This window comes from Geomonas sp., from assembly GCF_056994735.1.
Window position 1 is genome coordinate 1 of the sequence record NZ_JBXKJL010000230.1, and the last position, 17,161, is coordinate 17,161.

The 17,161-nt window shown below is 58.6% G+C and carries 10 protein-coding genes and 1 riboswitch; of the genes, 3 read left to right on the forward strand and 7 right to left on the reverse strand.

All coding sequences use genetic code 11. From position 1 onward, the window contains the following. From AC11W3_RS09900 to AC11W3_RS09910, 3 genes are all read left to right on the forward strand, one after another. The coding region (locus tag AC11W3_RS09900) for a transposase (protein WP_484092940.1) at nt 1–939 on the forward strand (939 nt) is incomplete at its 5' end. Between the two features lie 39 nt (nt 940–978). Beyond that, the gene (locus tag AC11W3_RS09905; protein WP_484092941.1) at nt 979–2,280 is read left to right on the forward strand and encodes a B12-binding domain-containing radical SAM protein; all 1,302 of its coding nucleotides are present in this window, start codon (nt 979–981) and stop codon (nt 2,278–2,280) included. 373 nt (nt 2,281–2,653) lie between these two features. Continuing rightward, nucleotides 2,654–2,730, forward strand: a riboswitch (cyclic di-GMP riboswitch). 125 nt (nt 2,731–2,855) lie between these two features. Beyond that, entirely contained in the window at nt 2,856–3,542 is a 687-nt protein-coding gene (locus tag AC11W3_RS09910; protein ID WP_484091267.1) for a hypothetical protein, read from the forward strand. Between the two features lie 177 nt (nt 3,543–3,719). Here AC11W3_RS09910 and AC11W3_RS09915 read toward each other — a convergent pair whose 3' ends face one another. From AC11W3_RS09915 to AC11W3_RS09945, 7 genes are all read right to left on the reverse strand, one after another. Next, nucleotides 3,720–5,531 (reverse strand): ATP-binding protein, encoded by a 1,812-nt coding sequence (locus AC11W3_RS09915; protein WP_484091268.1) that lies wholly within the window; start codon nt 5,529–5,531, stop codon nt 3,720–3,722. Nucleotides 5,532–5,649: 118 nt separating this feature from the next. Beyond that, a complete protein-coding gene (locus AC11W3_RS09920) occupies nt 5,650–10,329 on the reverse strand; it encodes an AAA family ATPase (RefSeq protein ID WP_484091269.1) in 4,680 nt (1,559 codons plus the stop codon). After that, on the reverse strand, nt 10,316–11,131 hold the full coding sequence (locus tag AC11W3_RS09925; protein WP_484091270.1) for a DUF1638 domain-containing protein: 816 nt from the start codon (nt 11,129–11,131) through the stop codon (nt 10,316–10,318). The genes AC11W3_RS09920 and AC11W3_RS09925 overlap by 14 nt, the downstream gene beginning before the upstream one ends. A gap of 45 nt (nt 11,132–11,176) precedes the next feature. After that, complete coding sequence (locus AC11W3_RS09930) at nt 11,177–12,823, reverse strand: methylamine methyltransferase corrinoid protein reductive activase (protein WP_484091271.1); 1,647 nt, start codon at nt 12,821–12,823, stop codon at nt 11,177–11,179. A 77-nt stretch (nt 12,824–12,900) separates the two neighbouring features. Then, complete coding sequence (locus AC11W3_RS09935) at nt 12,901–14,268, reverse strand: methyltransferase MtaB domain-containing protein (protein ID WP_484092942.1); 1,368 nt, start codon at nt 14,266–14,268, stop codon at nt 12,901–12,903. 16 nt (nt 14,269–14,284) lie between these two features. Further along, entirely contained in the window at nt 14,285–15,034 is a 750-nt protein-coding gene (locus AC11W3_RS09940; RefSeq protein ID WP_484091273.1) for a cobalamin B12-binding domain-containing protein, read from the reverse strand. Nucleotides 15,035–15,517: 483 nt separating this feature from the next. Then, complete coding sequence (locus AC11W3_RS09945) at nt 15,518–16,903, reverse strand: FAD-binding oxidoreductase (protein WP_484092943.1); 1,386 nt, start codon at nt 16,901–16,903, stop codon at nt 15,518–15,520. Nucleotides 16,904–17,161 lie beyond the last annotated feature (258 nt).

Below are 17,161 nucleotides of genomic sequence, written 5' to 3' on the forward strand. Positions count from 1 at the left end.
GTCATGGTCCGGGGAATCGAGAAGTGCGATATCTTCATCGATGACCAAGACCGCAGGCGCTTCGTTGATCGCTTCTCCGACCTCCTTCTCAAAACTCAGACAGCTTGCCTGGCGTGGTGTTTGATGAGTAATCATTTTCACCTGCTGCTCCGCCCTCAAAAGACGAACCTCTCCTTCTTCATGCGCCGCCTTCTCACCAGCTATGCACTCGGTTTCAATGTTCGATACAAGCGGGTCGGCCATCTTTTCCAAAACAGGTATAAATCTATCGTGTGCGAGGAGGAACCATATCTCCTGGAGTTGATAAGGTACATCCACCTCAACCCCCTGAGGGCCGGCCTCGTCAGTGGTGGAGATGCCCTCCAAAAGTACCGGTGGAGCGGCCATGCAGTCCTTATGGGTGAAGCCGAACTTTGCGGTCAGGTGACATCGGAAGTGCTGTCGAGGTTCGGGGATGATCCCGTGCAGGCAAGGAAGAGGTATCGAGCGTTTGTCATGGAGGCGGTAGACGCAGGCCGTCGAGATGCGTTCGATTGCAGGGGGATGATAAAAGACCCGTTCCTGCTTGTAAGTAAGCCAGGTGAAGAATCTTGTGATTCCAGGGTCCTGGGTAGTGGAGTTTTTGTCGAACAACTATGGGGATACCAGGAAGAAGACCTCCCCGATCCGAAGATGTCCCTGCCAACCCTTCTTCAGGAGGTGGCATCTGCATTTGAGTTGGAGGTGACGTCTCTGTGCCACCCAAACAAAAGCCGGCGCATCTCCAAGGCTCGTGCAGTAGCTTGTTATCTCGCTCTGAGGGAGCTGGGGTACAGCGGGGTCGCTATTTCAAACCTGGTAGGTATAACTCCTGCCGGAGTTACTCTCGCAGCAGATAGGGGAGAAGCTATTGTAAGGGGAGAGAATTGCCGCGATCTCCTGCTAAAATTAAAATCTTAAAATTTTAACAACGTCCCGGTTCTTCAAGGAGTAGAGAATATGAGAATACTTCTCATCCAGCCCACAACCTGCTTTTCTGATGGGACCCCCTATAAATCCAGGATTCGCTGGATGATGGGGCTAACGCTGCCCTACCTGGCCGGGCTCACCCCGAAGGGGATTGATGTCGACCTGATCGACGATCGGATGGACGAGATCAACTACGACGGGGGGCACGATTTAGTCGGGATAACCACCACCATCACCACTTCATACCGCGCATACCAGATCGCTGCGGAGTTCAGGATGCGGGGCGTACCGGTGGTGCTAGGCGGGTTCCACGCCACGTTGATGCCGGAGGAGTGCCTGGAACATTGCGATGCGGTGGTGGAGGGGGAAGGCGAGTACAGTTGGCCCGAGCTGCTGGATGATTTCTCCAGAGGACAGATGAAGCGCCGCTACCGCGCTGCGGAGTACCACGACCTGAAGAATCTGCCCGTACCCCGCTGGGAGCTTCTCGACCGGAAAAAATACCTCGTCCCCTATCTGCCGCTCATGACCACCCGGGGCTGCCCTTTTGCCTGCAGCTTTTGCGAGGTTCCGCTGGTGTACGGCACCCGCTATCGTCATCGCCCCGTGGGCGAAGTCATTGAGGACGTCAAGCTGATTCCGACACGCAAAATACAGATCGTAGACGACAACATCGCCTCATCTCACAGCTATGCAAAGGAGCTTTTCAAGGCGCTGATACCGCTCAAGGTCAAGTGGAGTTGCCTTTGGACCATAAATACCGCGCATGATTCCGAATTGCTGGACCTGGCCGTCAAGGCTGGGGTCTACCACGTCAATATCGGCATCGAGTCGATCTCCCATGGGAGCCTCTCGACCATCAACAAGGGGCAAAACAAAGTGGAGGAATACATCGAGATGCTGCGTGAGCTGGAGAAAAGAAAGATCTTCTACTCACTGAACTTCATGCTCGGCCTGGACGAGGACACCAGAGATATCTTTGCCCAAACGAAGGAGTTCCTGAAACAGCTCAATGCACCGATGGTGTTCTTCAATACGCCGGTCCCCCGTGAAGGTACGCCCATGCGCCTCAAACTGGCTGAAGAGGGACGGATCATCAACCCCTTAGTAGACCGTTATTTGGGAATGGAGTGTCTCTTTACCCCAAAGAACATGACGACCAAAGAGGTTGTGGAAGGTCTCTGGAACACCTACCAGGACTTCTATTCGCTTCCGAAGATTTTCAAGCGGTTCTTCTGCCCCCCCAACGCCTACCTGCCACAAGGCCTACCAAGCAACCTGATCTACTGGTGGTTTGTACACAAAAGGAAGGACCCTGTCGAGATTTACTAGGCTCCAGGACCATGCGAATCACAGCCATCTTCGACCGAGTCGGCAGCCGATATGGCAAGAGGATCTTCCTGCTAACCCTACCTGCTATGACGGAAAGGCGGACCTTTACCGGGAGCATGATCGGCGTCTGCACACCACCCGGTGTTGTCAATGCGGTCAGGCGGCATTCCGCCCGCGGGGGAGACAATTGCCGCGAGTTCCTGTGGAACATTAGAATATTGAAATCTTAACAACGTCCCCGGGGCTGCGTGGATCCAAATAATTTGACTTGATCCAGGGGATGGGGTAAAAGCTTGTGGAGCATCGCGGAACTGTCGCTACGCTGACGCCGGACGAGGTCGAAATGGCTGGGTCCCGGCCTACAATTGACGATACACGATAATACTAAACCATCCGCGAGGATGGGGCGGAAAGCCTATTGGGTCTCCAGAAGACAGCCGGGTTGCCGAAATATCATTATCTATATGATTTTTCGGCAACCCGTTTTTTTTTGCCTGGCTCCCCCATTAGGGGCCTTGGCCTTGACCTGCAAACCCACTTTACCAGGACGTTTAGAGCCAAAACGAGGAGGAAAAATGATACCTTTGAAGACCTTAGGGAAACCAGTTCTGCTGCTGTCTGCAGCAATCCTGACTTTCAGTGCGCACGCTGCATTTGCGGGAGTTGGGGTCAATGTAAACATCAACGTCGGTGAGCCGCAACGGCAGGTGGTCGTGGCGCCTCCGCCACCTGTTTACGTAGCGCCCCCTGCCTACGCGCCGCCCGTAGAACCGATCACCGTCGAACAGGATATCCAGTTCGTCTACCCGGACTCCCTCGGTTTTTACGTGGCGGTGGGGGTCCCGTACGATCTGTTCTATATGGACAGCAGCTACTTCCTCTTTCGTGACGGGCGCTGGCTCCGGGCGCCCAGCAGTCGTGGACCATGGGTGGCACAGAGGTACCGGGATCTGCCTCGTCCGTTGCGCCGCCAGCGGTTGGAGCGGATTCGGGAATGCCGCACCAGGGAGTACGTGATCTACAACCGTGACCGCGACCATTACCGCGGCAGGCAGTTCCGCTCCGACAAGGAACAGTGGAAGGCGCAGCACAGGGAGGCGAAGGAGCGGCGCAAGGAAGATAAGAGGTTTGAGAAGGAACAGCGTAAGGAAGAGAAGCGGTTTGAGAAGGAAGACAGGCGTTTCGAAAAAGAGCAACGCAAAGAGGAAAAGCGCTTTGAAAAAGAGGAGCGCCGTGATCGCAGGGAAGGGCGCGGCGACTAGGTTCGCGTCCCCCCGGTTTCTCCGGGGGACCTGGAGCCGCTTTTTGCTCCGACGACATATCTGTTTCAGAACGACAAAAGGGCCGGTCATTGTGACCGGCCCTTTTGCAGTATGAGGGGCCGTCCAGCGTTTCATACTCTGTTGACCGCCCGGGGGGCGGAGCGCCGCCGTTGTAACTCAGGCCGCGGAAAGGGTGAAGTAGAAGCACGCCCCCTTGCCTGGCTCTCCCTCCGCCCAAACCTTGCCGCCATGCCGCCGGATGATCCGCTCCACCGTTGCGAGACCGATTCCGAAGCCTTTCTGTTTTTCGACACCAGGGAGGCGCTGGAAAGGGGCGAAGAGTTTGCCGGCGTCCGTCATGTCGAACCCGGCTCCGTTGTCCTTGACGAAATAAGTCAGCACCCCGTCGATGATCGTTGCACCGAATTCGATGACGGCCTTCTCGCGTATGCTGGTGTACTTCCATGCATTGCCGAGGAGGTTGTCCAAGACTGCCCGTAGCAGGTTAGCATCGCCATTTGCCTCGATCCCGGAGGCGATGCGGAATTCAACCTGGCGCTCGGGCTCGGCAGCTTTCAACGACAGGGACACCTCCTGAGCCACCATGGAAATGTCAAACATCTCTCGGTGCGGTTCTACTTGGCCCATGCGCGAGAAATTCAACAGAGCTTCGACCAGGCCATTCATTCGCAAGGTGGTGTTGTAGGCATCCCGGACATATCCCTTGCAATCACCATCGAGTTGGTTCCCGCATAGCTTGTCGATTACCTGGCAGTAGCTGCTCAAAGAGTTCAATGGTTGGCGCAGATCATGGGCAACCGTATAATTGAACGCCTCCAACTCCTGATTGGCGTTCGCCAGCATAGATATCAGCTGGTCACGTTGTTCCTCAGCCTTCAAACGCTCGGTTTCACGCTTGGCAAGCTCGACTGCCATGGCGTCGAAAGTTTCCCCTAGCCTCCCGAGTTCCCCCCCAACGACCAGATTGGAAACCCTGACCTGCAGATCTCCGCCTGCCAGCCGTTGCGTGGCAGCCTCCAGCATCCTGAAACGGTCCACTATGGCACGTTTGCCGATCTGAAGAGCAATGACACATGCCACCAGCAGAAACGAGGTAAAAATTACCACGCTGTAGGTGAGCGACCTGTTGGCTTCGCGAGTGACCGCCTCCAGCGGGATTCCTGCCGTCACGTACATGTAGGGTGTCTGCTCCCCCTCGAGGTGCAGCTTCCGGTAGGAGATGACCCGCTTATCTCCTTGCAGGCCTAATCTGAAGGCGGTCCCTGTCTCCGGCCCCTCCTTCATCTTTCGGAATTCGTCGGCCGGATAAGGTTTTCCGATGTACCGTTCCGGGGTGAGTGCTCTGTACAGGATCACACCCCGGTGGTCGAGGAGGATGAAACTTGTTCGGGTAGGCAAATGCATGCGCTCCAGCAGCTGTCGATATCGTTCGATGCCGAAGCTCACACTGATCACCCCGATGATCGCGCCATGGTAGTCCTTCAGAGGATAGGCTAAGTTAAAGGTCGGCTTGGCAGTGGCGCGGCTGACGATGTATTCGCCGGATGACAGTTGTCCTGTCGCCAGGGCATTCAGGAAGTAGCGGCGGTCGGAAACGACATAGGGAGGCTTCGTCGTGCGTGCCGCAGCCCAGACGGCACCCTTCAGATCCGCGATGGTGATGTTCGAATACATGGGGTTAAGCTTGAGCAGCTCGCGCAGGATCGGCTCGACCCTGACGGCGTCACGCTCTTTGACCTCGGGGAGTTGGGCCAAGGCGGTCATCAACTGCCCGGCGCCGGCAACCAGGTTCTGCTGCTCGCTGGCAATTCTATCGGAAAGCCTGACGGTCTCCATGCGGGCCTGATCGAGCATCGTATTGCGGAATTGAATCCCCGAATAGAGAATGATACCCGCTGCGGGGAGGGCAACCACGAAGGTGATCAGCAGCAGCAACGATCGGATGGATAGTGCCGTCAGACGGGACATGGAAGTAATCCTAGTAATCGTGAATTCGCTCTCCCCTGTTCAGGAGATCGGGACATCTGTTGATTGTTACCATGCTCGGCCTGTGGGACTGGCATCTGCCGTTTCGTTACTGAATAGGTCAATCCTCCGGCACTTTCCCCAGATGCTGCTCCACGAGCGCCAACACTGCCTTTGCCTTGAACCCCGCTGCCAGTGCCCAAAGCTTTCGGGCGAAGGGTTCGTAACGTATATCCTTTTCTTCCAGCGCAACGGCCCACGCCTTGATTTTCCGCAAATCGCCGAGTTGGGCAAGCTCGTGCAGTTCCTCCAGCTCCTCGATAGGCGGAATGAGGATCTCTCCGGCGGGCGCCGTGCCTCCTGGAGGCACGGCCTCGGTCCCATGTTCGGCTATCAGCCAGTCGATGCCGAGCTGCGCCTGGATCCTCTCCAGGAGTTCATCCAGACTGACCGGTTTCGGCAGGAAGTCATGGCACTCGCCAATGAACGCCTCCTTCTGGGCGCTGTCGGAAACCGTGGCAGAGATGCCGATTATCCTTAGCTGATCAAGCTTGCGCCGCTTCAGTTCCCGCACCACGGCGAGCCCGTCCATTCCAGGCATCGCCAGGTCGAGCAGCATGAGGTCCGGCCTCTCCTTCGCCCCCAGGAGCAGCGCCTCTTCGCCGCGGTCCGCCGTGGCGACCCGGAACCCGAGCGGTTCCAGCAGCGAGACCAGCATGGAGAGACTTGCCACGTCATCGTCGACGACGAGGATGCTCCTGCGCCGTCCCTTGTAACCGGTAATGGTGCGCTCCGCCTTCTCCGCGACCATCTCTCCCTCGGGCACCTCCGGCAGGGCCACTTCAAGGCGGAAGATGCTCCCTTTACCGGGCTCGCTCTCCACTGCCAGGTTGCCCCCCATCAAAGCCGTCAGCTGTTTGGTAATGGTCAGCCCGAGGCCTGTTCCTTCGCGGGCCTGCCCCTCGGTGGTAAGTTGTGTGAAGGGGTCGAAAATCGATTCCAGCTTGTCCGGAGCAATCCCGACGCCGGTGTCCACAACCTCGCACCGGAACAGCCCGTTGCCCCCCCGGTCATAGCCGGCCCGCAGGGTGACACTTCCCCTTCGGGTATATTTGAAGGCGTTGCTCAACAGGTTCAGCAGGATCTGCTTGAGCTTGCGTTCATCCCCCCGCACATGTCCCGGCATCTGCGAAATCTCTTCATACCTGAAGACCAGATCCTTTTCCTCTCCCTTTATTCTCGTAATGTTGAAGACTTGCCGGAGGAGGGCGGGCAAGTCGAACGAAACCTCCTCGAGTTCCATTTTCTGCGCCTCGATCTTCCCTGCATCCAGGACGTCGTTGATGAGCCTGAGGAGGTGCTCGCCGCTGGTGCGCATGATTTCCAGTTGTTGCCGTTGCGTTTCGGTCAGGTTGTCCTGGCGCTTGAGGATCTGGGCATAACCAAGAATCGCATTTAGGGGGGTGCGCAACTCATGGCTCATGCTGGAGAGGAAGGTGCTCTTGGCCTGGCTGGCCACTTCGGCCCGTTCCTTGGCAACCATCAGTTCCGCAGTTCGTTCCCGCACCAGCTCTTCCAGATGGTCGCGGTGTCTTTTCAGTTCCTCCTCGCTCTTTCGCAGGGTCTCTTCTGCCTCCTTGACCTCTCTGATGGTCTTTTCCAGGTCGGCATAGAGAGCGGCATTCTCCATGGAAATGGCTGCCTGGGAAGACAGTGCCTTCAGCAGTTCCAGCCGGTCCGGTGTGAAGGCGTTGGTGGTCAGATTGTTTTCCAGATATAAGAGCCCGCTGAGATTACCCTTGTGGACGATCGGCAGGCAGAGCAGAGACTTCGTCCGGTGTTCGCTGATGTACTGGTCGGCGGCGTAGCTGCTGTCACGAAAGGCATCATTCGACACGACGGGTGTCTGGGTTCGGGCCACGTAGTGCACGACGGAAAGGGGGAGTTCCCCGCTTTGTTGCAGCGGTGTTTCCTGCATCGTTTCGATCCGCTCGTGACCTACCTCGCCTTTCGCCTGAATGAGCAGCATCCCGTTCCTGTTCTCTATGAGGATCCCTTTTTCAGCCCCCGCATTTTCGATCACGATGCGCATCAGCTTGTCGAGCAGCAGCTCAAGGTGGATTTCCTCCGAGAGCATGTGCGAGGCCTTGATGATGGCCTCCGTATCCAGCGAAGCCGGTTTTTCCTTGACCAGAAGAAGGAGTTCCTTGCCCAGTTCTTCAACGTATGATCTCATGGCCTCCGTTTCCGCGGAGGGCTCTCCCGGTGCTCCATACCCGGCGACAAGGGCCTCGGCATCACGACCTTGCGCCCCATGGAATATGATCTTCAATTCGTAGATCTTGATCCTCGTCAGGATATCCGTGACATGACTCATGACTTCCGAGGAGAGCAAGTCCCCCCTTTCGAAGTTGCCGCACAGGTATTCGGCTTCCACGGCTTCCATGAACAGGGCGAGGGCCAGGTTGTAGTGCCGCTCCCATTTGTCCGCCGGCAACATCCCTATCCCCATGCTCAGATACCAGATGGCCGCCTGGTAAGCCGCCGCTCTTTTCGCCTTGCGTCCGGCGACGAGGTTCAACTCCGCCAGCCTCACTTTTTCCTGCCCGTCTTTGAGGTATTGAAACCCTTCATTGAAGTGATCCGCTATGTCGAATACCCTCTCTTCCACCTCGGCCCCTTGCATCTCCCCCAGGTGCAATCGCCCGATTTTAAGGTGGACCGATTTCCTCTCCCTCCTGGGGATGAGGGAATAGCATGCCTTGCGCACCCTGTCGTGGGGAAATTCGAAACGACTTCCGATTGGCGGCTCCTGGTAGTCCAGGGGGAGGAGCAGTCCTTCTTCGGCCACCTCCGACAAAGTATCCAGGGTCTCCTCAACCGGTTGTCCGGCAACCGCCGCCAGGGTTCCCACGGCAAAGCTGCTTCCGATGCATGCCGCCAGGGACAGCAGTTCCTGCGACTTTTTCGGCAATTTCCCGATTTTTTGCATGGTAAGCGTGGCGACGCTGCCGGTAATCTCCACTTTCCGGATCTGCCCGTTGTCCCATTCCCATCGCCTCAGATCCGAATTGAAGACCAGCAGGTCTTCGTCATGCAACGACTGCAAAAACTGGAGAGCGAAAAGGGGGTTCCCTCGCGTTTTCTCATAGACCAGCTCCGCCAGGGGGCGGGCATGGGCCGGTTCACACTTCAGGGTTTCCGAGACCAGGGTGTTCACCGCATCGCAGGAAAGATTCTGCAGGTGCACGGTAGTGACGACCGCGTTGAGCCGTTTCAAGGCCTCGATGGCCATCGTCAAGGGACGGGCCGGGCCTGTCTCGTCGTCCCGATAGGCGCCGATGAACAACAGGAAGTGATTTTCCGGGCCGGCCATCAGCGATTTGAAGAGGGTGAGCGAGGCATCATCCGCCCACTGCATATTGTCGATAAATATGATGAGAGGACCTTCCTTCCGGGCAATGGCCCGGACGAAGTTCTGAAACGCCTGGTGAAACTGAAGCTGCGCTCCGGCAGGCCCCGGCTCCCTGGGGGGAAGCTCTTTGCTGATGATCAGTTCCAGTCGCGGGATCAGCTCGATCAGCAGGGCGCCACTCGTCCCGACCGCCTGCGTTATCCGCGTCTTCCATTGGGCCAATTGCTCGACACTTTCCGTCAGCATCAGGTTCACAAGCCCGGTAAACGCCTGGATCAGCGCGTGATAAGGGACGTTGTGTTGATATTCGTTGTGTTTACCCGTTATGAAGATGGCCCCGCTGTCGACGGCAAGCCGCTGGAATTCCACGATCAGGGCCGATTTCCCGACCCCCGCCTCCCCGGCAAGGAGCAGGACCTCGGCCTTCCCGCCGCGCACCCGTTCAAGAGACGTTCGTAAAATTTCCAGTTCCGGTTCTCTCCCGTACAGTTTCTGCGGAATCCGGAATGTCCTGGAAAAATCCTCCCCTGCCAGTTCAAAGCTTTGTATGGCGCCCGTCTTCCTCAATTGCGCCAAGCACTTTTCCAGGTCCGATTTCAGGCCGTAAGCGGACTGGTACCGGTCTTCGGGGCTTTTTGCCATCAGCTTCAGCACGATATCCGAAAGCGCGGCGGGGATCGACCGGTCGGTCTCGCAAGGTGGTGTCGGGTTTCGGGCCAGGTGGCAATGGACGAGTTCAGCCGCATCGGCCGTTTCATACGGTAATTTGCCGGTGAGGATTTCGTACAGGACGACACCCAGGGAATACAGGTCGGTGCGGTAGTCAACGGAGCGGTTCATCCTGCCGGTCTGTTCCGGGGAGATATAGTGGAGCGAGCCCTCCAGCATGTCGGGGCTCTCCGCCCGGCCGGTTTTCGGGCTCCCCTGCGAGGCGATGCCGAAATCGATGAGTGTCGCGCTCCGCCGCGTGCGATCGACCAGGATATTGGAACTGCTGATATTTCGGTGAATGATGTTGCGGCGATGAAGGTCATCCAGTATCTGGGCGATGGAGATCGCTATCTCCAGTACCTCCGTCAGGGTCCTGCGCTCATCCACGAACGTGGCCCCGAGTGTTTCTCCTTCAAAATATTCAAGGACGAGCGCCGGCAGGCCGTCGATGGTGATGCTGTCGCAGGCGCGGCGAGCCCCGTGGATAGCAAGATCTTTTGTCACATTGTATTCGTTGGCGAAGCGGATGATCTCGCGGGGTTCGGCGTACATGTGCTTCAGGAGCTTGATGACGACCGGCTTTCCGTAACTGCCGGTGTCCAGGCGGTAGATCAGGCTGTGGGAACCTTCATGGATTAAGGGGAGAGAAGCGAGATCCCTTTTAGTGATTGCCATGATTATTCCCTTGGTGCAAAGGCGCATGGCGTGCGCCCGAATCCGCCGCGGCCTTCAGAGCGGCGCCCTTGGCGGAGTTCCAGGTTTCGGTGAGAAGATCCAGTGTCCCCTGCCGTGTTTCGACACGTAACCCGAGCAACCGGCTAAACTCCTCGGAACGGCGTTTCATCTCATCCTCGTGCATGACCGGCGTTACGATCAGAAGAGAGCGCTCATAGCCGGCGAACACCCTCTTCAGGGCGTCCTCGGCCGCACCGTGAGACCCCGCGAACATCTGTCTCCAGTGGCAGGCCCAGCCGGGGGTCATGAAGAAAGTCCCGGGCGTTTTGCACTGTTCGGCATAGTAGCATTTCCTCCCGCCGATCAGCAGACCGATACAGTCGTCCACCGGATGCCCCTCGTCCCAGGGGATGAAGACCGGGATGTCGAGCTCCAGCAACTCCTCCGGGTTGCCGAGGGCGTTGCCGCATAACCCGTAGCCGAGGAGCAATGCGTCCGCGTGGCGTCCCAGCTCGCGCGCCGCAGCCCTGAGGGCCTGCTGCAGGACTTTCCTCTTCCGGTGCAGCCCCAGTTCCATCACGCGAATCACGACCTCCAGTTGCTCCGCCGGTTCGGGGGTATAGCTTCTGATATGGGGGATCCGCCGCAGGTTCCGGAGTCCCTTCGACTCTAGGAGCTCGATGAGTCGGGCCGACCTGGCGTCTTCCAGCACCGTGACCCCGGCCACCTCCGGGTCCGTGGTCAGCAGATGGGCGAATTCAAGCTCCAGGATTTCGCAGGTGAGGATTGCGAGTACTGCCATGGCGATGTCCTTAACTGACAGCCGATGGGGCGGGTCATCCCCCTCTTACCGGTCCTTCGGCTTGTCGTGATTGAAAAACCGGTTCAGGTTGAACACCTTGACCGGGCAGACCCGTTCACAGCGCCTGCATGCCACGCCGTGGCACAACGATTCATCCAGGGCGATGGTTCCCGGTTCGGCGTCGGCAGCCATCGAGAGGGCCTTCCCGGGGCATTCCCTGATGCACCTTAGACAGGATATGCACCCTTCCACGGCCATCGTCACCACCCTGCCGATATCCGTGATGGTCTCGAGTCCCAGGCTGCCGAGATCGCTTATATCCCTGGGGACGGTTCTGATGACCGTCGGCGTCCCCTCCCCCGGCAACAGATCCGGTAATCCGTACTTTTTGAGAAATCTCCGGTATTGGGAGATCGGCATCCCTTCGGTCCAGTAGGAAAGCTCCAGGATGTAGAGTTGTTTAAAGGTCTTCGAGGTCGCGAACATGCAGTGGCTCTCTTGGAGTTTCTCTGCCAGGCGGGCCATCATGTCGAGGGCTTGCGGATCGGTTGCCAGGTCTCTGGCCATTGCCAGCGAGGTGTTTCCCACCTGGTAGACCGTCTTTACCCCGGAGGGGATCAGGCCGAGCTTGCGTGCCTTGAGCGCATCGACATAGGTGCCCGAAGCGCCGGACATGTAAGCGGTTCGGATGTCGTCGGGCGAGATGCCGGCTTCCCCGCAAAGGGTGATGTGGCCTGCCCGCACGGCACCGAAGGCCTTGCCCGCCTCGGCGAGGTCTTCTTCGGTGAGGAAGATATCCTCTCCCAGGTGCAGTTTGCCGTCCGGTGTCGTGATGTGCGGCAGAGCGACCAGCCCCGCCTCCATCGCCTGGCTGATGACGGCAATGGTGCCGGTGCCGGTAATCCCGACCGGCACCGGCCTCTCCCCGTCCCCAATAATACCCTTCTCCGCGAGATCTATCAGCGCCCCCTGCACGGGAAGCATCTCGGCATCGAGCAGGAGGAGCCGATGATGGGGAGGCTCCGGTTCCAGGTCGGAAACGGCCCCGGGAGACGCCAGCATGCCGCAGGTGATCTGCTGCCCCTCGAGGGCCGGCCCGGCCGCCGTGGAACCGGTGATCACGCGCCCCTCGTGAAAGAGCGCCACTTCCGCATTGGTGCCGAAGTCGGTTGCCAGCGAGGTCTCGTCCTTTTCCAGCATGCCGGTCTGAATCAACATGGCCAGGGCATCCGCTCCGACTTCGTGGCGGACCGCCGGCGGGATGATCACCTCGCACCGGCCGGGGAGATGCAATCCGGCAATGGTCGACGCCGCCACGACTGCTCCCTCCCGTTCCGGGGGGACGACCCCGAGGGCCGCCAGTTTGCGCGCTCCGGCATAGGCAAGGTCCCGGATCTCTATCCCCTGGAACAGGGAGAGCTGGATGGGGTTGCCGCAGAGCGCGAAGCGCTCCACCTCTTCCGCCGGAACGCGAAGTCCCGCGATGACCCGGTTGATCGCCTCGACCAGGATGCTGTTCGCTGTCGCCACCCCCACTTCCAGCGCGAAGTGGAGATGGTCCATGACATTGGCCCCCGGCAGGGGATGCCTTGTGGTGATTGCGGAGGAAACGATCTTCCCGGAAAAGAGGTCAAGGGCCTGCGCGCGCAAGCCGCTGCTCCCCACATCCATGGCTATTGCCAGGCGAGACATAGGTGCTCCTGCTTCAACATCCTCCTCGGGGCAGGCACCGGTGCCTGTCCCGGCCAAGCGTTCCTCCGTGCAACAACTTACAATCCATAGGAGGCCGGCCTGAACCCTTTCACCCTTCCGAACTTGTTCAGGCAGAGGTCGATGAAGTCTTCTTCCTTCTCCGGCAGCGATGCCAGTTCTTTCATATACCCTTGCAGCGACTCGTTCTCGAAGGCGGTGAATTCCAACCGGGGGTCTCCCAGCATCAGCTCCCCACAGGTGATGGCGGCCGCTCGTCCCCGCGCATACAGGCTTTCATTGTTATCGACAACCGCCTTGCCTATGGTCCAGGCGTTGTCCGGGCAGAGGATGAAGCCGTGGGGACTGCGGTAGCGGTCGGAATTTACCAGGCATGCCTGGTATTGCTTCTGGAAACCGAGTTCGACCGCTGCGTTCATGGCTGCAGCGTCGTACCCCAGGATTTCGGCGAAAACGGCAGCGGTGCTGCCGCCGAACATGTCGTGGTATTCGACGGCTTCATTGGAGCAGAGATCGCAGACGGCGCCCATGACGTTGCCGCACAGGCTCATGATGGCGCAGGCGCCGCTCTTGCCGATGGTGGAAATGGGTATTCCGGTAATGGCCTTGATGATGGGGTTTTCATAGCCGCAGTCCTTGCCCGGGCCAACCGCGCCGCATTCATAGGCGACCAGGGAGCGGCTCACGCTGATGGCCCTGCTCAAGGCGGCCAGGGTATGGGGAACGTCTTTGGAAGTAAAGCCGCCAGCCATGAACATGGCGGTGTTGGCCTGGGAGCAATCGGTGTCGCCGCCGGCGATGCAACCGTGTTTACCGGCTATGTCCACGATGCGGGGCCACAGCCACGCCATATCCCGGCCGCCCAGAACCGCCTGCGCAAAGAGGAGTCCGGTGATGTCGTTCCTGATGATTGAATAGTCGGATATTTCCTTGCCCCCCATCGACTCGATGGAGAGGATATCCGCATGATGGGCGCAGGCCTCAAACGATTCCAGCACCTCGCGGGTGCGGTCCGAATTTCTCATGTCCACCATCTCCGGCTTGCGTATGTCGGCGATGGTGGTACGGGACGCGGCCTTCAGTCCGTATCTCTCCCGGTATTCGTCCAGTTGGGAGGCCGTTTGCGCGGCAAGCTCCCTTCCCCAACCGGCGTTATGGGTCATCTGGAAGACGTGTTCGTTTTCGATGACGATGGCCGGATGCCCCACGACCACGCACCTCTCCAGCGCATCGTTGTTGGCGCGCTCGAATTCGCGCAGCAAGGACTTGAGATCCTTCTCGCTGCCGGGCCGGGGATGGGGAACAAGTTCGGGAATCACCTGGCCGCCGCCGATCGTCAGGCCGCGTTTCGTCGTGACCGGGTACCTGGCCGTTCCGAAGATCATTTCCTCGGGGCTGCCGTACGCCATCGAATCCGTCAGTTTCATATGCATCCTCCGATCGTTAGCGGTTCCATTTGGCGCGCATCTCCGCCCAGCCGAGTCCTTGCAGGGCATCCTCGGCCATCGCGGGGGCCTGACCCGCCTCCTTGCCCCAGATGCCGAGATCGAAGCTCGTCACGAATTCCTCGTTGACCGCCCCGCCTCCGCAGACAAAGGGGATGTTGAGATCCAACTGGCGCAGTTTTGCCGCAATCCGGGGGAATGCCGTCATGGTCGTGGTCATCAACGCCGTTCCGGAAAGCATGATCGGCTTGTGAACCTTGCAGGCCTCCACCACCTCGTCGACCGGCACATCCGCCCCCAGGTTGATTACTTCGAATCCGGCGGCGTTGAGGAGCGCGTTGACGATCACCTGGCCGATATCGTGGATGTCCCCTTCCGCGGTGTGGGTCACCACCTTGGCCTTCTTTTCGATGGCCTTGCCCATCTTCTTCTCACACAAGGCAATGCCGGCAAACATGGCATCGGAGGATAAAATGACCTGGGGGAGGAAGTAGACACCCTCTTCCCAGAGACGGCTGACTTCGTTCATCCCCGGAATCAGGACATCATTGATGACGTGCCGCGGATCGTTTGTCTCCAGGACCTTCTGCACCACATCCTCGATCCCCTCCTCATCGCCCTCGACCAGGCAATCGACCACTTTTTGCAGGAGTTCGTCTCGGGAAACGGTGCGTGCTTTCTGTGGCGTCACCTCGATACGGATATCATACCGGTTAAAAATCTTCGAAGTATCCGAGGTATACTTCATGCCCGTTCCTCCATCGCAGAGCTGACGACCTGAAGGGCAACCCACCTCTCATACGATCGCCGGCAGATCGTCCTTCTCGGTATGATCGCATTATACTATATACAGGCTGATTTTTTGATGCGGCGCTCCTGTGGCAATGGCTTTCGCGTAGGAGGGAGATGTACTTTAGTTAAGGACTTTGAGATCCCCTTGGCACTCTTTGCGCCTTTAGTAGGTTCAATGTTTTCGGGATTGAATTTATAGGGTTTGCTAATGCGGTGGGTGATGCAGCAGGGCTGACTCTGGATTCAGTTCCGAAGCCGTCATCGGGTGGAAATCCATCGTGAAGATTATCTCAAAGTGTCTCCTGATTGCCAATCTTCCGCCAGCTTCCAAACTGTCATTCCCGAAGCGGTTCTGATCGGGAATCCAGCTCCCAAACGACGTGAAATCTGGATCCCCGATAAGGGCCTCAGGTGAAGTCGATTCTGTCTCCAGCGCGGACTAGGCAGGTTTTATGTTCTGGTTCATGTGGAACAGGTTGTCCGGATCGTACTTGCGCTTCACTTGGGCGAGACGATCATAGTTCGGGCCATAGGCGGAGGGGACGCGCTCGCCTTCGTCGGCGGAGAGGAAATTGACGTAGACGCTGCCGCTGGCAAAGGGGGCCGAAGCTTTGAAGAAGTCTCGTGCCCAGCCGATGCAGCGCTGGTCGTCGGCCGGATCCTCCCAACGTCCGTGGAAGTTCATCACGAACTGGGCGTCGCGGTGGGCGTATGCCGTGGAGTCGGGGGCCGGACGTGTTGTGGCACAGCCGAGGGCGCCGAAGAAGATCTCGCATTGAGGTGACGGCAGCTTGTTGCTGTACTCGCAGACGGTGTCGAAGAGCTCGTCCTTGAGCGTCGTGAAATTATGGGACTTCCAATAATTGCGGGCACCGGGGGTGAGCAGAGGGTCGAAGGTCTGCTGCCAGGCGGCGTAGGGCTGGACGCCGACCTGTTCCCCCCAGCAGGTGCCGAACTTGCGCAGCGGTTCGATGAGCGGCTCACCCTGCTTCGGATTGTCGGTATAGATCAGCGCGAGCGCAATCATCTCTTTTCCGTGGACAGTCTCGGAGAGAAACGGCAGTGGCGGCGCTTGGCGCAGTACAGTCCACACCGAGAGTTCCTCCGGCGCCTTGGCCATGAAATCGCGGTACTGATGCAGCACCGACTTCGCCTCAGAGATCGGGTACACGATGAGTCCACTCAGCACGTCGGGGCCGACGGGGTGGAGCCGGAATTCGAAGCGGGTGACCACGCCGAAGTTGCCGCCGCCGCCCCGGAGAGCCCAAAAGAGGTCGGGGTTCTCGGTGGCGCTGGCACGCACCACCTCACCCGCCGCAGTCACGACCTCGGCGGACTCGAGGTTGTCAACGGTCATGCCGTACTTGCGACTGAGCCAGCCGAAGCCCCCGCCGAGCGTGAGTCCGGCAATGCCGGTAGTGGAGTTGATGCCGACCGGCGTGGCGAGGCCGTGGGCCTGGGTGGCAGCGTCGAGGTCCGCGAGCGTGGCACCGCCTTCGATGGTGACGCGGCGCCTGGCGGGGTCAACTCGTGCAGCCTTCATCTTCGAAAGGTCGACCACGAGCCCGCCGTTGCACATGGCATTGCCGGCGATGTTGTGCCCGCCGCCGCGAACGGCGAGCACGAGCCCGTTGTCCCTCGCGAAATTCACCCCGCGGACGACGTCCGACGTGGTGGCGCAGCGAGCGATGACCGCGGGGCGCTTGTCAATCATCGCGTTCCAGATCCTACGCGCGCTTTCGTAGGCCCCGTCGCTCGGAAGAAGAATCTCACCAGTGAAGCCACCTTTCAATTCCTTGATCTTCCCGGGTTGCAGATCCGTCATGCCTTCCTCCTTTCCCGTTGCGCCTACGTGACTGCCTCAGTTAAAGGACCGCCTTACTTGCTCTGGCCTGCCCGGCAGACCGTATGAACTCTTTACCTAAAGTCATAACAACGCCTAAGCAATCATGTAGACCGGACGATGAAGAAGTCTAACACACTTTTTCAGGTTAGACGTTTGCAAGAAACCTGTCGATGTTTCCATCGCTTGATATGAACGGCGATGTCAACCCCGCCGTGTCGACCGGGTGGGACATTTTTT

What these genes read in the sequence shown, in the direction of transcription:
- AC11W3_RS09905 (WP_484092941.1), top strand. Translation starts at nt 979, where the DNA reads ATGAGAATACTTCTCATCCAGCCCACAACCTGCTTTTCTGATGGGACC.
- AC11W3_RS09910 (WP_484091267.1), top strand. Translation starts at nt 2,856, where the DNA reads ATGATACCTTTGAAGACCTTAGGGAAACCAGTTCTGCTGCTGTCTGCA.
- AC11W3_RS09915 (WP_484091268.1), bottom strand. Translation starts at nt 5,531, where the DNA reads ATGTCCCGTCTGACGGCACTATCCATCCGATCGTTGCTGCTGCTGATC.
- AC11W3_RS09920 (WP_484091269.1), bottom strand. Translation starts at nt 10,329, where the DNA reads ATGGCAATCACTAAAAGGGATCTCGCTTCTCTCCCCTTAATCCATGAA.
- AC11W3_RS09925 (WP_484091270.1), bottom strand. Translation starts at nt 11,131, where the DNA reads ATGGCAGTACTCGCAATCCTCACCTGCGAAATCCTGGAGCTTGAATTC.
- AC11W3_RS09930 (WP_484091271.1), bottom strand. Translation starts at nt 12,823, where the DNA reads ATGTCTCGCCTGGCAATAGCCATGGATGTGGGGAGCAGCGGCTTGCGC.
- AC11W3_RS09935 (WP_484092942.1), bottom strand. Translation starts at nt 14,268, where the DNA reads ATGAAACTGACGGATTCGATGGCGTACGGCAGCCCCGAGGAAATGATC.
- AC11W3_RS09940 (WP_484091273.1), bottom strand. Translation starts at nt 15,034, where the DNA reads ATGAAGTATACCTCGGATACTTCGAAGATTTTTAACCGGTATGATATC.
- AC11W3_RS09945 (WP_484092943.1), bottom strand. Translation starts at nt 16,903, where the DNA reads ATGACGGATCTGCAACCCGGGAAGATCAAGGAATTGAAAGGTGGCTTC.